This window comes from Mesorhizobium sp. CCNWLY176, from assembly GCF_037153935.1.
GTDB lineage: Bacteria > Pseudomonadota > Alphaproteobacteria > Rhizobiales > Rhizobiaceae > Mesorhizobium_M > Mesorhizobium_M zhangyense.
In genome coordinates, this window is the sequence record NZ_JBBBDZ010000012.1 from 19,988 (window position 1) to 36,382 (window position 16,395).

Here is a 16,395-nt window from a genome sequence, read left to right on the forward strand (position 1 = left end):
GCTGACAAGCGGAACAACAGTGACTATTTCGTGACCATGACCAAAGTCGAAGAGCATCGTGAACAGAGTCTGACCGAGGCCGGAGACACCGCCGGACTGTCGGCGCTGATCTCACGTGCGGCCCGTGCAGGCAAGGGTCTGCCGCCGGTCGAACGCTGGAATCCCGACTTCTGCGGCGATCTCGACATGGAGATCCGGCCGGACGGAACGTGGTTCTATCTCGGCACGCCGATCGGGCGCATGCCGCTAGTGCAGCTGTTCTCGACGGTGCTGCGCAAGGATGCGGACGGCAAGACCTATCTGGTCACGCCGGTGGAAAAGGTCGGCATCAGGGTGGTCGATGCGCCGTTCGTGGCCGTCGAGATGAATGTCTCGGGCAAGGGTGACGAGCAGGTCATCACCTTCCGCACCAATGTCGGCGATGTCGTCGAGGCAGGGCCGGAACATTCGATGCGCTTCGTCGACGAGGACGAGACCGGCGGGCTAAAACCCTATGTGCTGGTGCGCGGAAGGCTGGAGGCGCTGGTGGCGCGGCCGGTGATGTATGAACTGGTCGAGCATGGCGAGGAAATCGAGATCGGCGGCGAGCTGATGTTTGCGGTGCGCTCCGGCGGCGAGGTCTATCCGATCATGCCGGCCGAGAAACTTCGGCGGTTGAGCGCCTGAGCCATGGACAACGCAGTCGCAACGCATTTTTCGGCACTCGATTTTCGCAGGCGGGTGGAGCAGGAGCGCGAGCCTGTTCTGGACGAGGATTATGGCGACCATCGCTTCAATCCGGGCCTTGGCCATCTGATCCGCCGCGACAATCTGCGCGATGCGGCGGTGCTGATCCCCGTGGTCGATCATGGCGATGAGGCAAGCGTCATCCTGACCAAGCGCACCGAGAAACTGCGCAATCACTCGGGGCAGGTGGCGTTTCCCGGAGGCCGCATCGATCCGACCGATCCGACGCCGGAGTTTGCGGCACTTCGCGAGACGGTGGAAGAAATCGGGCTGGGCGAGGATCATGTCGAGGTCGTCGGGCGCATGCCCGATTATGTCGCGGGCAGCGGTTACCGCATCGCGCCGGTGCTTGGCATCGTGCGGCCGGGGTTTCATCTGACGATCAATCCGCATGAAGTGGATACGGCCTTCGAAGTGCCGCTGCGTTTCCTCATGGACCCCGCCAACCACCACCAGAGCAGCCGGATGTGGAACGACAAGGAATGGGTCTTCTACGACATGCCCTATGGCGGGCAGCGCATCTGGGGCGTCACTGCCGGCATCATCCGCACGCTTTATGAAAGGCTCTATGCATGAGCGATAAGGCGTCGATCGCCGACCGGGCCAAATGGCTCGGCGACAAGGATATTCAGCGTCTTCTGGCAGCGCTCTCGGCTGATGGCGAGGAAGCACGCATCGCCGGCGGCGCGGTGCGCAATGCGCTGCTGGGCGAGACGGTTTCCGACATCGACATTGCCACGACCAATCGTCCGGAGGAGACGACGCGGCGTGCCGAGGCTGCGGGCTTCAAGGCCGTGCCGACCGGGGCCGAGCACGGTACGATCACCGTCATTGCCGGCGGCAAGCCGTTCGAGGTGACGACGCTGCGCGCCGATGTCGAGACCGACGGGCGGCGCGCCAAGGTGCGCTTCGGCCGTGACTGGAAGAGCGACGCCGAGCGGCGCGACTTCACCATCAATGCGCTCTACGCCGAAGCCGACGGCACGGTTATCGATCTCGTCGGTGGACTGGCAGACCTCGAAAGCCGCACCTTGCGTTTCATCGGCGACGCGGAAGCGCGCATTCGCGAAGACTATCTGCGCATCCTGCGGTTTTACCGGTTCTTCGCCTGGTACGGCTCGGGCCGGCCGGACGCCGAGGGCGTGAAGGCCAGCGCGCGGCTGAAGGACGGGCTCGACCAGCTTTCGGCGGAGCGCGTCTGGGCCGAGCTGAAAAAGCTGCTTTCTGCGCCTGACCCCTCGCGTGCGCTTTTGTGGATGCGACAGGCCGGCGTTTTGACGCGTATCCTGCCCGAGAGCGAGAAATGGGGCATCGATGCCATTCACGGGCTGGTGAAGACCGAACGTGATCTGGGCTGGAAGCCCGATCCGTTGCTGCGGCTCGCGGCAATCGTGCCGCCGGATGCCGCGCGCATGGCCGGGCTGGCCGAGCGGCTGAAATTTTCGAAGACCGAGAGCGAACGCCTGTTGCAATGGGCGGGCATGCCCGCGCCGGTGTCGACCTGGGCTGAGGGCGCTTTTGCAAAGATGCTCTATCGCGGCGAGCCGAAAGGCTTTGTCGACCGCCTGCGGTTGGCGCTGGCTTCGGCGCGCGCCCGTGCGGTCGAGGTCGACAAGGCGCTGATGGAAGCCGGCGGGTTCTCGCGCCTGCTTGCTTTTGCCGAAAAGTGGGAAAGGCCGGTCTTTCCGGTCAAGGGTGCGGATTTGGCCGCTTTGGGTGCCGCGCAAGGGCCCAAGATGGGCGAGGCGCTACGCTCGTTGGAAACCGCGTGGGTCGATTCCGGCTTTGCGCTCAATCGCGACGCGCTGCTTGAGCGCGCCGCCGATAGCTTGAAAACAACAAGTTAGCCGATTCTGATCAGGCCGCGTTGCGGACTTTTTCGATCCGCGAGCGGATAGCTTCGATCATGGTTTCGCGGATGATCGTTTCGCCGTGAGTTTCGCGCATATGCTCGACTGCGCGGCGCATCACTTCGGCTTCTTCCTCATGCTTTGTATGCCAGTCGCAGCCGGGAACAAGCGATCCGCATTGAAATTCCTTCATCGGTTTTCCTCCTATCCTCGCTCTTTGTGGCGGACAGGATGATAACACGGAATGGGGCAATAAGTTGCGTCTGCGGGCCTGGATCAACTCATTCTGATCGAGGCTTGTTTCAGTTCAACGAAACGGCATTCGAACGGGCAAGCCAGTCGCTGACGAGCTTGGCGTCCTCATCGCCGAGGCCATGGTCGGCCTTGATCATGTGAGCGTCGATGCGCGCGCCGTGATCCTTCAGCATCGCTTCGAGGGCGGGTGCGAAGGGCGAATAGGTCACGTCGGCCTGACCAGCGACGACGAGATAGCGGACGCTGGAAAGATCGACCGCCGGGATTTTTTCCAGCACCGACATTGGTCGCAGCAGCACGGCGCGCTCGACGAGGCCGGGGTGAAGCAGGGTCAGGGCGGTCAGGAGATTGGCGCCGTTGGAATAGCCGACGAAGGTGGTGTGATCGAGATCGAGCATCTTCTTCTTGACGGCGTCCTGCAGGAAACCGGCAAAGGCATTTGCCTCCGAGCGGATGTCGCGCTGGTCGAATCGGGTCGGCGTCAGGCGCGCATACCAGCGCTTGCTGCCGTCCTGCACGACGCGGCCGCGCACGCCCATCAGCACCGAGCGCGGGGCGATGCGGGAGGCGAGCGACATCATCGTCGTCTCGTCGCCGCCCGAGCCATGGAGCAGAACCAGCGTTTCGGCGGTGGCCTTTTCAGGCCGCTTGACGAGGACGGTGAAGTTTTTCGCGCGGATGATGGAGGACGAGGCTGCCGCCGGCGGAACGGCAACGTTGAATTCAGGAGCGGGCGAATCCTGTTCGATCATGGCCTTGACTGGCTCGGCTTTAAGGCTTTTCACGGGCGTCTCGGCCGACAGATCCGGGCAGCGCGCCGCAGCCGCACTTGCGGATTTTGGTGTTTCCTTGCCGCTGTTGGAAGCCGCCATTTTTGCCTGCGAACCATTGCGCTCGCAATCAGATAGATCGCGGGCGCCGGCTGCGCCAGCAAAACCGAGGACAAGAGTAAGCGCCATCGCGCCGAGGAGAGACTGCTTGATCATGGACGGACACTGTCAGCTAAAAGTTAACTAAAATTCTAGAGCCTGATCCATCACAAGAGATTCCGGATCGTGCTCTATCGTCTTGTTTCGCCACGATCTTTCAGGAAGCCGGACTTCGGCTGCCAATCATGGTTTAGCGCGTTTCGCGGGAGGCCCAACCCACCGCATTTCCTGTGTCATGCTTAGCCGGTTCAACGTGTTTTCACGCTCGAACCAGCCTTATCCATGAGATAGTGAGATTATTGCCCGCTGTCACCACGCAATCTTACAGGTGGTAACAATCCGGCATAAGTGTCGCTTTCAGGTCACATTGCCCATAAGCGACATTACCTGCATCACGGCCACTTCACCTCCGGCGGCATGCTCGACAGGATCGAGTTGACGTTGCCGCCGGTCTTCAGGCCGAAAATGGTGCCGCGATCGTAGAGCAGGTTGAACTCGACGTAGCGGCCGCGGCGAATCAGCTGTTCTTCGCGGTCGCCGTCGGTCCAGTTCAGGCCGAAATTCTTGCGCACCAGATGCTGGTAGACAACGAGGAAGGAACGGCCGACATCCTGCACGAAGCGAAAGTCCGCTTCCCAGCCGCCCTTTTCCTGCGGCGACTGCAAATAGTCGAAGAAGATGCCGCCGACGCCGCGCGCCTCATTGCGGTGGGGGAGATAAAAATACTCGTCGCACCAGGCCTTGTAGCGGTCGTAGTCGGCGATCGCGGCGTGCTTGCCGCAGGCGAACTGCATCGTCTTGTGGAAGGCGAGCGTGTCCGGGTCTTCCTGCGTGCGACGACGGTCGAGCACGGGGGTGAGATCAGCACCGCCGCCGAACCATTGGCGCGAGGTCACCACCATGCGCGTGTTCATGTGTACGGCGGGCACGTTGGGGTTCCAGGGGTGCGCAATCAGCGAGATACCGCTTGCCCAGAAGCTTGGATCTTCCTCGGCACCGGGCATCTGCTTGCGGAACTCCGGAGAGAATTCGCCATGGACGGTGGAGGTGTGGACGCCGACTTTCTCGAAGACACGGCCATGCATCATCGACATGATGCCGCCACCGCCCTTGCCTTCCTCGCGCTGCCAGGGGGTCTTTTCGAAACGGCCCGGCGACCATGAGGCCTGCGGGCCGGTGAGGTCGTCCTCGATCTGCTCGAAGCCGGCGCAGATGCGGTCGCGCAGTTCCTCGAACCAGGCGCGCGCCCGTTCCTTCTTGCCTTCGATATCCGCAGGCAATCCCGCCGGTATTTCAGCTCGCTCCATAGGCACTCGTCTCCACTCACTGCCTTGCAGGCCTGCCATCTGGTGATTGGCGCCTGCGAAAATGACTCGTCTTTTCCCGCGCGATCCCTAATCTGTAATTGATCAGGGTCAAGGAGTTAGTCGTGCGTACCCCGACGAGACCGCCGCTCGATGGTCTGAAAAGAAGGCTCGACCAGAGCCGGGCAGAGCGTGAGCGCACGCCACGCGACGGCTTTTTGCGCGAGACTTTCGTGTTGCCCCGTCCGGACGCCCGCGCCAAGGCGCAGGAGTGGTTCGAACGCTGGCCGAAGCAGGCCTATTGGACAACGATCGAAAGCTGGTTCGAGCGACCGGGCGATGTCATCGAGTTCACCATCCGGCGCCTGCCGACTTCCGACTAGACTGTGTTGAGATTCGGGCGGGCGGCGGCCAAGTTCAGAGCTTTCCGCATTCGCGGCTGGATTTTCTGTGCGATGCGGTCAGAAGCAGGCGCGGGCCGGGGCCGTCTTCGCTGAGATGGTCGTCGGCATTGTGCAGGGGGCAGCGGTCGATGGACATGCAGCCGCAGCCGATGCAGTTGGTCAGCCCGTTGCGCAGCTTCTGCAACTGAAGAATGCGCTGGTCGAGATCGGCGGCCCAGCCTTCCGAAAGCACGCGCCAGTCTTCCCGCGTCGGCGTCCTGCCATCCGGCAGCGCGGCCAGAGCGGCGGCGATATCGGCCAGCGAAATGCCGACCTCCTGCGCGACCTTGATGACGGCGACCCGGCGCAGCACGTCCTGGCCGTATCGGCGCTGGTTGCCACCGGTGCGATGGCTTTGGATGAGCCCCTTCGTCTCGTAGAAATGAAGTGCTGAAACCGCGATGCCGCTACGATGCGCCACCTCGCCGACTGACAATTCCCTGCCCATGTCCGACTTTCCGCTTGACCTCAACTAATGTTGAGGTTGTAGCAAGAGATCCTTCAGGATGCAAATCGAAGGATGAGATGATGTTCACACGGCTGAGAATCGGCGGGTCGGTCAGGGTCCGAGGACGCAAGATTGCAAGCTGGGCGATAGTGGCGGGGATAGAAGATGTTTCAGCCGAGTTGCCGGATCGCTTCGCCCGCGGCCATCGCGGCACTCAGCGCGAGATTGAGGCTGCGGCCGCCGCCCTTCATCGGGATGAGGAGCCGCGCGTCGGCGGTCTCATGCACGTCTTCTGGTACGCCGGCCGACTCGCGGCCAAACAATATTACGTCGCCATCGGCATAGCGAAACTGCGTGTAGGGCAGGGCGGCTTTGGTCGAGAACAGAACGAGCCGGCGGCCTTCGGCCTTTCGCCACGCCTCGAACGCCGTGAAATCGACATGGCGCGTCAGGGAGGCCATTTCGAGATAGTCCATGCCGGCCCGTCTCAGGTTGCGGTCCGAAAGGTCGAAGCCGGCCGGTTCGATGATGTCGACGGCGATGGCGAGGCAGGCGGCCATGCGCAGGATGGTGCCGGTGTTGCCGGCGATGTCGGGCTGGTAGAGGGCGATGCGGATGCCGTCGGGCAATATCTTCACTCGCTAATGTGTTGCGTGATCGCCACAGGCGCCGCAAGGTTGCGACAATTTGGCAGTTATGCGTGGTCTTGCGCGCCGAATGCGGTTATAGAGCCGTCATTGTCAACTCGAACCGACGGAGGCAGTCATGACTATTCATATGTTCTTGCTCCCGGCCCATGCCGCACGACGCTGACGGCGGTTTTCGGTTCGAAGCTTTCCTTTGACATTCTAAAGCACCAGTAACTCCATCTCCGCGTATTCGTGCGCTCCCGATCCACGGCCTTTGGGCGTGATGTCGGCCAGGGTTTGGCGCTTTAACTCTGACATTTCGAAGCTTCAGGACTCGATTCCCGCCGGAACTCTTTTCCGTTTTCAAAGGAATCCGACCATGTCTTTTTCATTCAGGGGGCGAAAATCCCCACCAGAACCAGCCCCTTTGTCGCCGCAGCCGAACGGTCGCGTGAGCCTGTCCGAGCGCAAGCTGTCGGCCTGGGCGATGGTCATGGGCGTGCGCCTGCCGTCCGACTATCCGGAAAGCCGGATACGGCGTCGCGGCGGTCTGCCCGATGTCGACTTTTCGGGTGCAAGCCCCGATCCGGGCTACCGCTCGCCGCTGCAATGGCTGGGCGATCGCATTGCTTCGGCATTGCGGTCTCTCAGGGATTGGCGGGCTCCTGTCACAACCGTGGCAGGAGCGGTCGCCGAAGATATCGGCGAATCCGCCCGGACGCCCTACATTGAGGAGGTCGGGCCGGCCCTGGAAGGCAAGCCCGATCAAGCCAGTGAGGAGGCGCCCGAATACGATGAAGGTGAATCGGTTCGCCGCGCTGCATGAACCAACGCTGCAGCATGATCCCGGATTGATTCGGATTTATGCTGTAACATGTTGTTTTTACGAATTAACTTCCCGAACGGCGCGCAGCTTTCGGGAAAAGGCACCAAACAGAGAATGAACGATGTTTCGCTGGTTTGAAAAAAGACTAGATCCATTTCCCGCAGCAGAGCCGGTCGAGCCGCCAAAGACGCTGGTCGCCTTCTGCCTCCATTACACCAAGGGGTCGTGGCCCTTCATTGCCGTTTCGGCTATTCTGACGGCGCTGGTCGCGCTGGCCGAAGTGTGGATGTTCGGCTTCCTCGGCTCGATCGTAGACTGGCTGTCGGCGCAGAATCGCGAGACCTTCCTCCAGACCGAGGGCTGGAAGCTGGCGGCGATGGCCTTCGTCGTGCTGTTTCTGCTGCCGGGCACGGTGTTCATCAATTCGATGGTCAACCAGCAGACGCTGATGGGCAACTATCCCATGCGCATCCGCTGGCAGGTGCACCGCTACCTGCTCAAGCAGTCGATGACCTTCTACCAGGACGAGTTTGCAGGCCGCATCGCCACCAAGCTGATGCAGACGGCGCTCGCGGTGCGCGAATGCGTGATCAAGCTCGTCGACGTCTTGAACTACGTCATCGTCTATTTCCTCGGCATGCTGGTCATTGTCGGCTCTGCCGACTGGCGGCTGGCTGCGCCGCTTGCCATCTGGCTCGTCTGCTACATGATATTGCTGCGCTACTTCATCCCGCGGCTCGGCAAGGTGGCGGAAGAGCAGGCGGACGCCCGCTCGCTGATGACCGGGCGCGTCGTCGACAGCTACACCAACATCCAGACGGTAAAACTGTTTTCGCATAGCCGGCGTGAAGCCTCCTTTGCGCGCGAGGGCATGTCGAGCTTCCTCGAGACGGTCTATCGCTCGATGCGGCTGGTCACAGGGCTCTATGGCGTTCTTTATGTCCTCAATTCGGTCCTGCTCACCGCTGTCACCGCGCTGTCCATCTGGCTGTGGCTCGGCGAGGCCGTATCGATCGGCGCTGTCGCCGTCGTCATCGGACTGGTGCTGCGGCTGTGGGGCATGTCGCAGTGGATCATGTGGGAAGTGTCGGGCCTGTTCGAGAATATCGGCACGGTGCAGGACGGCATCGGCTCGATCTCGATGCCGCGGCTTGTCGAGGACAAGCCCGGCGCGAAGGATATCGCCGTCAGCAAGGGCGAGATCGCGTTCGAGAATATCGGCTTCCACTACGGCAAGGGCAAAGGCGTCATCGAGCATCTGTCGCTGACGATCAGGCCGGGCGAGAAGGTCGGTCTGGTCGGGCGCTCGGGAGCGGGCAAGTCGACGCTGGTGAACCTTTTGCTGCGCTTCTACGATCTGGAAAGCGGCCGCATCCTTGTCGACGGCCAGGACATCTCGGCCGTGGCGCAGGATTCGCTGCGCGCCGAGATCGGCATGGTCACGCAGGATACGTCGCTGCTGCATCGTTCGGTGCGCGACAATATTCTTTATGGCCGTCCCGATGCCGACGACGAGATGATGGTGGAAGCAGCGCGGCGCGCCTCGGCTGCCGAATTCATCGCCGGGCTTTCCGATCCGAAGGGACGCAAGGGCTACGACGCCCATGTCGGCGAGCGTGGCGTGAAATTGTCGGGCGGGCAGAGGCAACGCATCGCCATTGCCCGCGTTATGCTGAAGGACGCGCCGATCCTCATTCTCGACGAGGCGACGTCCGCGCTCGATTCCGAGGTCGAGGCGGCAATCCAGGAAAACCTCTACAGGCTGATGGAGGGCAAGACAGTGATCGCGATCGCCCACCGGCTTTCCACCATAGCCGCGATGGACCGGCTGGTCGTCATGGACCAGGGCCGGGTCATCGAGGAAGGCTCGCATGAGGAACTCGTCGCACGCGGCGGGCTCTATGCGCAGCTCTGGACCCGTCAATCAGGCGGCTTCCTGCCGGATGACGAATCGGTTGAGAATGCAACGCTTGGAAAGGGTCTCGCCGCCGAATGAGCATGCGCGCCGTCTATGAGGTGTTCGAAGGCTGGGTGAACCCGTTTCGGGAGCCCGGAAACCTTCGGCCACCCGAGACGGTGTGGGGCTTTATCTGGCATTATGTCGGCCAGGCAAAGCTCGCCTTCTTCGCCATGCTGGTCATCGGTGGAATAGCCCCGCTCGTCGAAGCGGGGCTTTTTTATTTCGTCGGGCATCTGGTCGATATTCTCGATCAGGCGTCCAACAACCGAAGCTGGCAGGGGCTGTGGGATGCTGCCGGCATGCAATTGCTGTTCATGCTGGTCACCGTTCTGGTGCTGCGTACGATCGTCGAGGCGCTGTCCGACCTGATCGACGAGCAGACGATTACGCCGGGCTTCTACAATCTCGTCCGCTGGCAGGCGCATCGCCACGTCTCGCGCCAGTCCTATGCCTTCTTCCAGAACGATTTCGCCGGCCGCATCGCTACCAAGGTGTGGCAGGCGGGGCAGGCGACGGGCGACCTGATGGAAAGCTTCATCGAGGTCGTGTGGTTCATGATCATCTATACGATCACCACGCTGGCGCTGGTGGCGAGCCTTGACCTGCGCATGGCTGGTCTGGTGCTGGTCTGGATCATCGCCTTCGGCTTCGTCGCGCGCCATTACCTGCCGTCGATACGCAAGCATGCCGAGGCGACCGCCGAGGCCGGCTCGATGATCAATGGCCGCATCGTCGATTCCTATTCCAATGTGCTGACGCTGAAGCTGTTCGCCGCCGATGGCGACGACCGCTATATCCGCAACGGCTTCGACACCTATGTCGAGACGCAGCGGCCGTTCATGCGCAAGCTGACCGGCCTGCGCATCACCATGACCGCGCTGTCTGGCGTTATGATCACGGCGATTGCCTGCTTTGCCGTGTTTCTCTGGGTCGAGGGCACGATTACCGTCGGCGCCGTCGCCTTCACGCTCAGCCTCGTGCTGCGGCTCAACATGTTGCTGCTGCGGCTGATGATGCAGCTCAACGGCATCCTGCGGAATCTCGGCGTTCTCGAAAACTCCAAGGCGCTGATTTCGCAGCCGCTCGGGCTGATCGACAAGCCCGGTGCCAAGGAACTGGTGGTCAAGGGTGGCGAGATCCGCGCTGAAAACGTCGTCTTCCACTACGGCAAGGGCGGCGGGGTGCTCGAAGGCATCGATCTCGTCGTCAAGCCGGGCGAGAAGGTCGGGCTGGTCGGGCCTTCCGGTGCCGGCAAGACCACGCTCGTCAACCTGATGCTGCGGCTCTACGATCTGGAAGGCGGCAGGATAGTCATCGACGGGCAGGATATCTCGACGATCACGCAGGATTCGCTGCGGGCCAATATCGGCGTCGTCAGCCAGGATACCGCACTGTTCCACCGGTCGCTGCGCGACAACATCAAGCTCGGCAAGCCGGACGCGACCGACGCCGAGATTATTTCAGCCGCGCGCAAGGCCGAGGCGCATGATTTCATCGGCAGGCTGCGGGACAACAAGGAGCGCGCCGGCTACGACGCCTATGTCGGCGAGCGCGGCGTGAAGCTGTCGGGCGGCCAGCGCCAGCGCATCGCCATCGCGCGTGTCTTCCTGAAGGACGCGCCTATATTGGTGCTGGATGAAGCGACCTCGGCGCTCGATTCGGATGTCGAGGCGGCGATCCAGGAAAATCTCCATGCGCTGATGCAGAACAAGACCGTCATCGCCATTGCGCACCGCCTCTCTACCATCGCAGCCCTCGACCGGCTGGTGGTGCTCGATGACGGGCGCATCGTCGAGCAGGGTACGCATGACGAACTCGTGGAGCAGGACGGCCTTTATGCGCGGCTGTGGAAGCGCCAGTCCGGCGGCTTCCTGTTCCACGAAGACCAGATCGAAGCGACGAGGCCGGCCGAATGAAAGACGGCAACTTTAGCGACAGGCTGTGGCGCAGGTTCGAGGGCGCGGTCGATCCCTTCCAGGACACCGACCGCGAAGTGCTGCCGGCCAATGCGTGGCGCTTCATCCTTTACTTCGCCAGTCAGGCCAAGGGGCCGTTCATTCTGTTGCTGATCGTCGGCGGCCTGAGCGGCGCGGTCGATGCCGCGCTCTACTGGTCTGTGGGCTGGCTGATCGATCTTCTCGACAAGACCAGCCCGCAGGCATTGCTGACCGATCACTGGCCGGAACTGGTGGCGCTCATGGCGCTGCTTCTGGTGGTGCGCAGCGTGGTGATGATCGGCGGCGCGATCGTCGAGCAGCAGATGGTCGTGCCCGGCTTTTTCTCGATGGTGCGCTGGCAGGCATTCCGCCGCGTCATCGAGCAGCCCTATGATTTCTACCAGAACGATTTTGCCGGACGCATCGCGACAAAGATCATGCAGGGCGGCGAGGCCGTCGGCGATTTCATCGTCAATGTGCTCCAGACCATGTGGGCGTTCCTGACCTTCATGATCCTGACGACGACGATCCTGATTACGGTCGATCCGCTGATGGGTGTCGTGGTGACGGTCTGGTTCGTCCTCTATGGAGCGATCGTCTACTTCCTGCTGCCCGAAATGCGCCGCGCCGGCCGCGCCGTGGCAGACGAACGCTCGATCTTCAACGGGCGGCTGGTCGATGCCTTCACCAACATCATGGCGGTAAAACTGTTCGACAGCGGGCGGCGCGAACATGCCTATGTCCGCGACGGGCTGGAGCGGTTTCTGGTTGCGGTCGTGCGGCTGACGCGCTCGGTCACGCTGGTTCGCAGCGCGATTGCCATCCTCAACGGCTTCATGATGGGATCGGTGGCGGCGATCTGCATCTACAAATGGACCGGTGGCGGCATTTCCACTGGCGCCATCGCTGCCTCGCTCGGCCTTGTCTTCCGGCTGAACCAGATGTCGGGCTGGATCATGTTCAACATCAGCGGCCTGATCCGCAATTATGCCACCGTGCAGGATGCCACCCGCACGATCTCGGTACGGCCTGCGATACGTGATGCGGCGGATGCGGTGGTCATGCCGCGCGCAAAAGGCGATATCCGCTTCGAGAACGTCTCGTTCCACTATGGCAAGGGCGGCGGCGTCATAGAGAACCTGAACCTGCATGTCAGGCCGGGTGAGCGTGTGGCGCTGATCGGCCCGTCGGGGGCGGGCAAGACGACCATCGTCAACCTGGCGCTGCGGCTGTTCGATGTCGAGCAAGGCCGCATCCTTATCGACGGGCATGATTTACGCTCGGTGACGCAAGGGTCGCTGCGCGCGCAGTTCGGCGTGGTCAGCCAGGAGGCGATGCTGATGCATCGCTCGATCCGCGACAATATCGGCTATGGCCGGGAAGGGGCGACGCAGGCGGAGATCGAGGAGGCTGCCGAGCGGGCGGCGGCGCATGAGTTCATCGTCGATGTGTCCGATCCCAAGGACAGGCGCGGCTACGATGCCCACGTCGGCGAGCGCGGCGTGAAACTTTCGGGCGGCCAGCGCCAGCGCGTGGCCATCGCGCGCATGATGCTGAAGGATGCGCCGATACTCATTCTCGACGAGGCGACCTCGGCGCTGGATTCGGAAGTCGAGGCGGCGATCCAGGACAATCTCTACCGGATGATGGAAGGCAAGACCGTCATCGCCATCGCTCACCGGCTTTCCACCATCGCGGCGCTGGACAGGTTGATCGTCATCGACGACGGCCAGATTGTCGAGGAAGGCACGCATGAAGCGCTGATCGCCAGGGATGGCCTTTATGCGCAGCTGTGGAAGCGCCAGTCGGGCGGCTTCCTGGCCGATCGGCTCGCCGCGGAGTAGGGCGGCCATGTCGCTTCGTCCGCCCGGCAAGTATTCGCATCCATCGCAGGATACAGGCTTCAACGTGCTGGAGCACGAAATGCTGGCGGAAATGGCCGTATCGCTCGGCCGAGCCGGACAGCGCGCCGAGGAGGCGCTGGCGCTGCTGCGCAATCATCAGGGCGATGCCGATGGGAGAACACGGTTGCTGAAAGCGACGGCTCGCGCCGTGCATGCCTATTTCATCCAGCGCGAGCTTTGCGGCCTGCGCCGCCATGACGACGTGATCCGCGATCTCGCCATCCCGAAGGAAGTTTTGGTCAGGCTCGGCGCGATGTGAGCGCGGTTATTCGAGCCATGAGAGGGGCGGGTCAGGCCGTGGCGCCCGTCTCATGCCACGGGTTGAAAAGCGGCGCGCTGGTCGGCTGGAAGTCGCTTGTGTTGCGCGTGACGATGATCAGGCCGTGCACCAGCGCCGTTGCCGCAATCAGCGAATCGCGCTCGGGTCGAGGATCGGGTACGTGCAAGGCTGCACAGCGCAAAGCAACCGTGGTGTCGACCGGAAGGATGCGGCCTTCAAATTGCGGCAAAATGGTTCCTGAAATCCAGTTGCGTAGCGATGCGCCTTGCAGCGCGTCTCGCCTCTCGACAAGAAGGGCGCCATATTCCAGTTCGAGCACGGTTATGGCCGAAAGGAAGAACTGCACCGGCGACATGGTGTCCGCCCACGCCAGAACCTGACGGTTTGCCCGTTCCCTGCGCCTGAGTTCGGAGATGACGTTGGTGTCGAGCAGGTACATCAGTCGAGATCGGCCGGCCTGAACAGGCCTTTGCCGATGGGTTGCGGATTGAAGTCGAAATCGCCGCCATCGGTCTGTGCAAGGGCTTCGGCCAGGCTCATCGTCTTGCCTGCAAGGCGCTCATAATCCTCGATCGTCAGCAGGACATGGGCCGGCCGGCCACGGTCGGTAATAAAGACCGGGCCATTATTCGCGGCTTTCTTAGCGCCGCTTGTGTCCTGATTGAACGTGCGGCTGGACAGAGTCGTAATGGTCACGGTGATCCTCGTTCGTCTACAGATAGATTTCCACAAAAATGGCCACGTATCAACGATAATGTAGATATGTATCTACATTTTTACATGGCGCATGGTTTTCCACCCTGTTGATAAACTCTCCACAGCCACCCGCGACAATCTGCCCTGACCCCTTGTCCCGTCTGGACAAGCGCCGGCTTCGCGCATAAACCGAGTGCCAAATGCCGGAGGAATTCGTCAGCCTGGTCCGCTATGCGGTTGCGGGCCGTCGACAGTGAGCGGGGACATGGCTCCACCGCCGGCGTGGGTAAGGCGAAAGGATCATATCTCGTGAGCGCAAACGACACGATCGACCCAACCCGTCGTGATTTTCTTTATGTGGCGACCGGCATGGCTGGCGTCGTTGGCGCTGGTGCGGTCGCCTGGCCGTTCATCGACCAGATGCGCCCCGACGCCTCGACGCTTGCAGCCTCCTCGGTGGAGGTTGACGTTTCGTCGCTGACGCCTGGCATGTCGCTGACGGTCAAGTGGCGCGGCAAGCCGGTGGCTATCCGCAACCGCACCGAAAAAGAGATGAAGGAAGCCGAGGCCGTCAGCCTCAGCGATCTCAAGGATCCGCTTGCACGCAACGCCAATCTGGCGAGCGACGCGCCCGCGACCGACGCAAACCGCACCGTGCCGGGCAAGGAAGCCTGGATGGTGATGGTTCAGGTCTGCACCCATCTTGGCTGCATCCCGCTCGGCGAGCAGGGTGAATATGGCGGCTGGTTCTGCCCGTGCCACGGCTCGGCGTATGATACGGCCGGACGCATTCGCAAAGGACCGGCGCCTGAGAACATGGCGATCCCGGTATTCTCGTTCATTTCCGACACTTCGATCCGGATCGGCTAAGGCAGAGGGAACTTAATCCATGAGCGGTGGACACTCGACCTATTCGCCAAAGACAGGCATCGAACGCTGGTTCGACGCGCGCATGCCATTGCCGCGCCTCATCCACGACTCGTTCGTCTCTTTTCCGGTTCCGCGTAACCTGAACTATGCCTACACCTTCGGCGGCATTCTTTCGCTGATGCTGGGTGCGCAGATCCTGACCGGCATCGTGCTGGCCATGCACTATGCGGCAGACACGACCCTGGCCTTCCAGTCGGTCGAAAAGATCATGCGCGACGTGAATTCGGGCTGGCTCTTGCGCTACCTGCATTCCAACGGCGCTTCGATGTTCTTCATTGCCGTCTACATCCACATCATGCGCGGCCTCTACTACGGCTCGTACAAGGCGCCGCGTGAACTGCTCTGGATCCTCGGCTGCATAATCTATCTCTTGATGATGGCGACCGGTTTCATGGGCTACGTGTTGCCCTGGGGCCAGATGTCCTTCTGGGGCGCCACCGTCATCACCGGCTTCTTCACCGCCATTCCGCTGGTGGGCGAGTGGATCCAGCAGCTTCTGCTTGGTGGCTTCGCCGTCGACAACCCGACGCTGAACCGCTTCTTTGCGCTGCACTATCTGCTGCCCTTCATGATTGCCGGCGTCGTCATTCTTCATATCTGGGCGCTGCATGTCGTCGGCCAGACCAACCCGACCGGCATCGAGATCAAGTCGAAGACCGACACCGTGGCCTTCACGCCCTATGCGACCATCAAGGATGCCTTCGGCATGGTCGTGTTCCTTGCCGTGTTCGCCTACTTCGTCTTCTACATCCCGAACTATCTCGGCCACCCGGACAACTACATCGTTGCCGACTCGCTGAAGACGCCGGCCCATATCGTGCCTGAATGGTACTACCTGCCGTTCTACGCGATCCTGCGCGCCATCACCTTCAACATCGGTCCGATCGACTCGAAGCTCGGCGGCGTGCTGGCCATGTTCGGCGCCATCGCGGTCCTGTTCTTCGTGCCGTGGCTGGATACGTCGAAGGTTCGCTCGGCCTTCTACCGCCCGTGGTACAAGCTGTTCTTCTGGCTGTTCGTTGCCAATGCCATCTTCCTCGGCTGGCTCGGTTCGCGCCCGGCGGAAGGCACATATGTGGCGCTGGCTCAGGCCTCGACGCTTTACTACTTCGCGTTCTTCCTCGTCATCATGCCGGTTCTCGGCTTGATCGAGACGCCGCGGCGGTTGCCGAACTCGATCACCGAAGCGGTGCTTGAGAAGAACAAGTCCGGCTCGGGTCATCCCGCGGGTGCTGCGGCATCGCCGGAAACCAAGGGCTGAGCGAGAATCTTGAGAGG

Annotated in this window: 18 protein-coding genes; 11 read left to right on the forward strand and 7 right to left on the reverse strand. The window is 61.8% G+C overall.

Annotated features, from left to right (window positions below; genetic code table 11):
• Window positions 1–36: 36 nt before the first annotated feature.
• From WBQ96_RS19320 to WBQ96_RS19330, 3 genes are read left to right on the forward strand one after another with little or no spacing between them, the layout of a single operon-like run.
• Window positions 37–666, forward strand: a complete 630-nt coding sequence (locus WBQ96_RS19320; protein ID WP_165116855.1) for a DUF1285 domain-containing protein — start codon at window positions 37–39, stop codon at window positions 664–666.
• 3 nt (window positions 667–669) lie between these two features.
• Window positions 670–1,302, forward strand: coding sequence for a CoA pyrophosphatase (locus WBQ96_RS19325; RefSeq protein WP_336553411.1), 633 nt, complete (start codon window positions 670–672; stop codon window positions 1,300–1,302).
• Window positions 1,299–2,573 carry a CCA tRNA nucleotidyltransferase gene (locus tag WBQ96_RS19330; protein WP_336553409.1) on the forward strand — a complete coding sequence of 425 codons (1,275 nt, stop codon included), beginning with the start codon at window positions 1,299–1,301 and terminating at the stop codon, window positions 2,571–2,573. The genes WBQ96_RS19325 and WBQ96_RS19330 overlap by 4 nt, the downstream gene beginning before the upstream one ends.
• 10 nt (window positions 2,574–2,583) lie before the next feature.
• Here the strand turns inward: WBQ96_RS19330 and WBQ96_RS19335 are convergent, their stop codons facing one another.
• The 3 genes from WBQ96_RS19335 to hemF all read right to left on the reverse strand — a co-directional run bounded on the left by WBQ96_RS19335 (window position 2,584) and on the right by hemF (window position 5,067).
• Entirely contained in the window at window positions 2,584–2,769 is a 186-nt protein-coding gene (locus WBQ96_RS19335; RefSeq protein ID WP_336553407.1) for a DUF1059 domain-containing protein, read from the reverse strand.
• Window positions 2,770–2,878: 109 nt separating this feature from the next.
• Entirely contained in the window at window positions 2,879–3,817 is a 939-nt protein-coding gene (locus tag WBQ96_RS19340; protein WP_336553405.1) for an alpha/beta hydrolase, read from the reverse strand.
• A gap of 335 nt (window positions 3,818–4,152) precedes the next feature.
• Window positions 4,153–5,067: an oxygen-dependent coproporphyrinogen oxidase gene (hemF, locus tag WBQ96_RS19345; RefSeq protein WP_336553403.1), complete on the reverse strand. Its 915-nt coding sequence runs from the start codon at window positions 5,065–5,067 to the stop codon at window positions 4,153–4,155.
• A gap of 122 nt (window positions 5,068–5,189) precedes the next feature.
• Here hemF and WBQ96_RS19350 point away from each other — a divergent pair, with 122 nt between their 5' ends.
• The gene (locus WBQ96_RS19350; protein WP_091917690.1) at window positions 5,190–5,447 is read left to right on the forward strand and encodes a hypothetical protein; all 258 of its coding nucleotides are present in this window, start codon (window positions 5,190–5,192) and stop codon (window positions 5,445–5,447) included.
• 34 nt (window positions 5,448–5,481) lie between these two features.
• Here the strand turns inward: WBQ96_RS19350 and soxR are convergent, their stop codons facing one another.
• Window positions 5,482–5,955 (reverse strand): redox-sensitive transcriptional activator SoxR, encoded by a 474-nt coding sequence (soxR, locus tag WBQ96_RS19355; RefSeq protein WP_165116730.1) that lies wholly within the window; start codon window positions 5,953–5,955, stop codon window positions 5,482–5,484.
• A gap of 170 nt (window positions 5,956–6,125) precedes the next feature.
• The gene (locus WBQ96_RS19360) at window positions 6,126–6,584 is read right to left on the reverse strand and encodes a tRNA (cytidine(34)-2'-O)-methyltransferase (protein WP_336553449.1); all 459 of its coding nucleotides are present in this window, start codon (window positions 6,582–6,584) and stop codon (window positions 6,126–6,128) included.
• A 451-nt stretch (window positions 6,585–7,035) separates the two neighbouring features.
• Here WBQ96_RS19360 and WBQ96_RS19365 point away from each other — a divergent pair, with 451 nt between their 5' ends.
• The 5 genes from WBQ96_RS19365 (at window position 7,036) to WBQ96_RS19385 (ending at window position 13,470) form a co-directional block, all read left to right on the forward strand.
• Complete coding sequence (locus WBQ96_RS19365; RefSeq protein WP_337035914.1) at window positions 7,036–7,410, forward strand: hypothetical protein; 375 nt, start codon at window positions 7,036–7,038, stop codon at window positions 7,408–7,410.
• A 121-nt stretch (window positions 7,411–7,531) separates the two neighbouring features.
• Entirely contained in the window at window positions 7,532–9,406 is a 1,875-nt protein-coding gene (locus tag WBQ96_RS19370; protein ID WP_336553398.1) for an ABC transporter ATP-binding protein, read from the forward strand.
• 2 nt (window positions 9,407–9,408) lie between these two features.
• A complete protein-coding gene (locus WBQ96_RS19375; RefSeq protein ID WP_336553448.1) occupies window positions 9,409–11,286 on the forward strand; it encodes an ABC transporter ATP-binding protein in 1,878 nt (625 codons plus the stop codon).
• Window positions 11,283–13,151, forward strand: coding sequence for an ABC transporter ATP-binding protein (locus WBQ96_RS19380; RefSeq protein ID WP_336553396.1), 1,869 nt, complete (start codon window positions 11,283–11,285; stop codon window positions 13,149–13,151). Before WBQ96_RS19375 ends, WBQ96_RS19380 begins: the two co-directional genes overlap by 4 nt.
• A 7-nt stretch (window positions 13,152–13,158) precedes the next feature.
• Window positions 13,159–13,470 carry a DUF6665 family protein gene (locus tag WBQ96_RS19385; RefSeq protein WP_336553394.1) on the forward strand — a complete coding sequence of 104 codons (312 nt, stop codon included), beginning with the start codon at window positions 13,159–13,161 and terminating at the stop codon, window positions 13,468–13,470.
• A 31-nt stretch (window positions 13,471–13,501) separates the two neighbouring features.
• Here the strand turns inward: WBQ96_RS19385 and WBQ96_RS19390 are convergent, their stop codons facing one another.
• On the reverse strand, window positions 13,502–13,930 hold the full coding sequence (locus tag WBQ96_RS19390; RefSeq protein ID WP_336553392.1) for a type II toxin-antitoxin system VapC family toxin: 429 nt from the start codon (window positions 13,928–13,930) through the stop codon (window positions 13,502–13,504).
• Window positions 13,930–14,187, reverse strand: a complete 258-nt coding sequence (locus tag WBQ96_RS19395) for a type II toxin-antitoxin system Phd/YefM family antitoxin (protein ID WP_165116716.1) — start codon at window positions 14,185–14,187, stop codon at window positions 13,930–13,932. The genes WBQ96_RS19390 and WBQ96_RS19395 overlap by 1 nt, the downstream gene beginning before the upstream one ends.
• Window positions 14,188–14,496: 309 nt before the next feature.
• Between WBQ96_RS19395 and petA the strand changes: the two genes are divergently transcribed.
• Both petA and WBQ96_RS19405 read left to right on the forward strand, forming a co-directional pair.
• Window positions 14,497–15,057, forward strand: a complete 561-nt coding sequence (gene petA / locus WBQ96_RS19400) for a ubiquinol-cytochrome c reductase iron-sulfur subunit (RefSeq protein WP_165116714.1) — start codon at window positions 14,497–14,499, stop codon at window positions 15,055–15,057.
• Between the two features lie 19 nt (window positions 15,058–15,076).
• Window positions 15,077–16,378 carry a cytochrome b gene (locus WBQ96_RS19405; protein ID WP_336553387.1) on the forward strand — a complete coding sequence of 434 codons (1,302 nt, stop codon included), beginning with the start codon at window positions 15,077–15,079 and terminating at the stop codon, window positions 16,376–16,378.
• The last annotated feature ends 17 nt before the right edge of the window (window positions 16,379–16,395 follow it).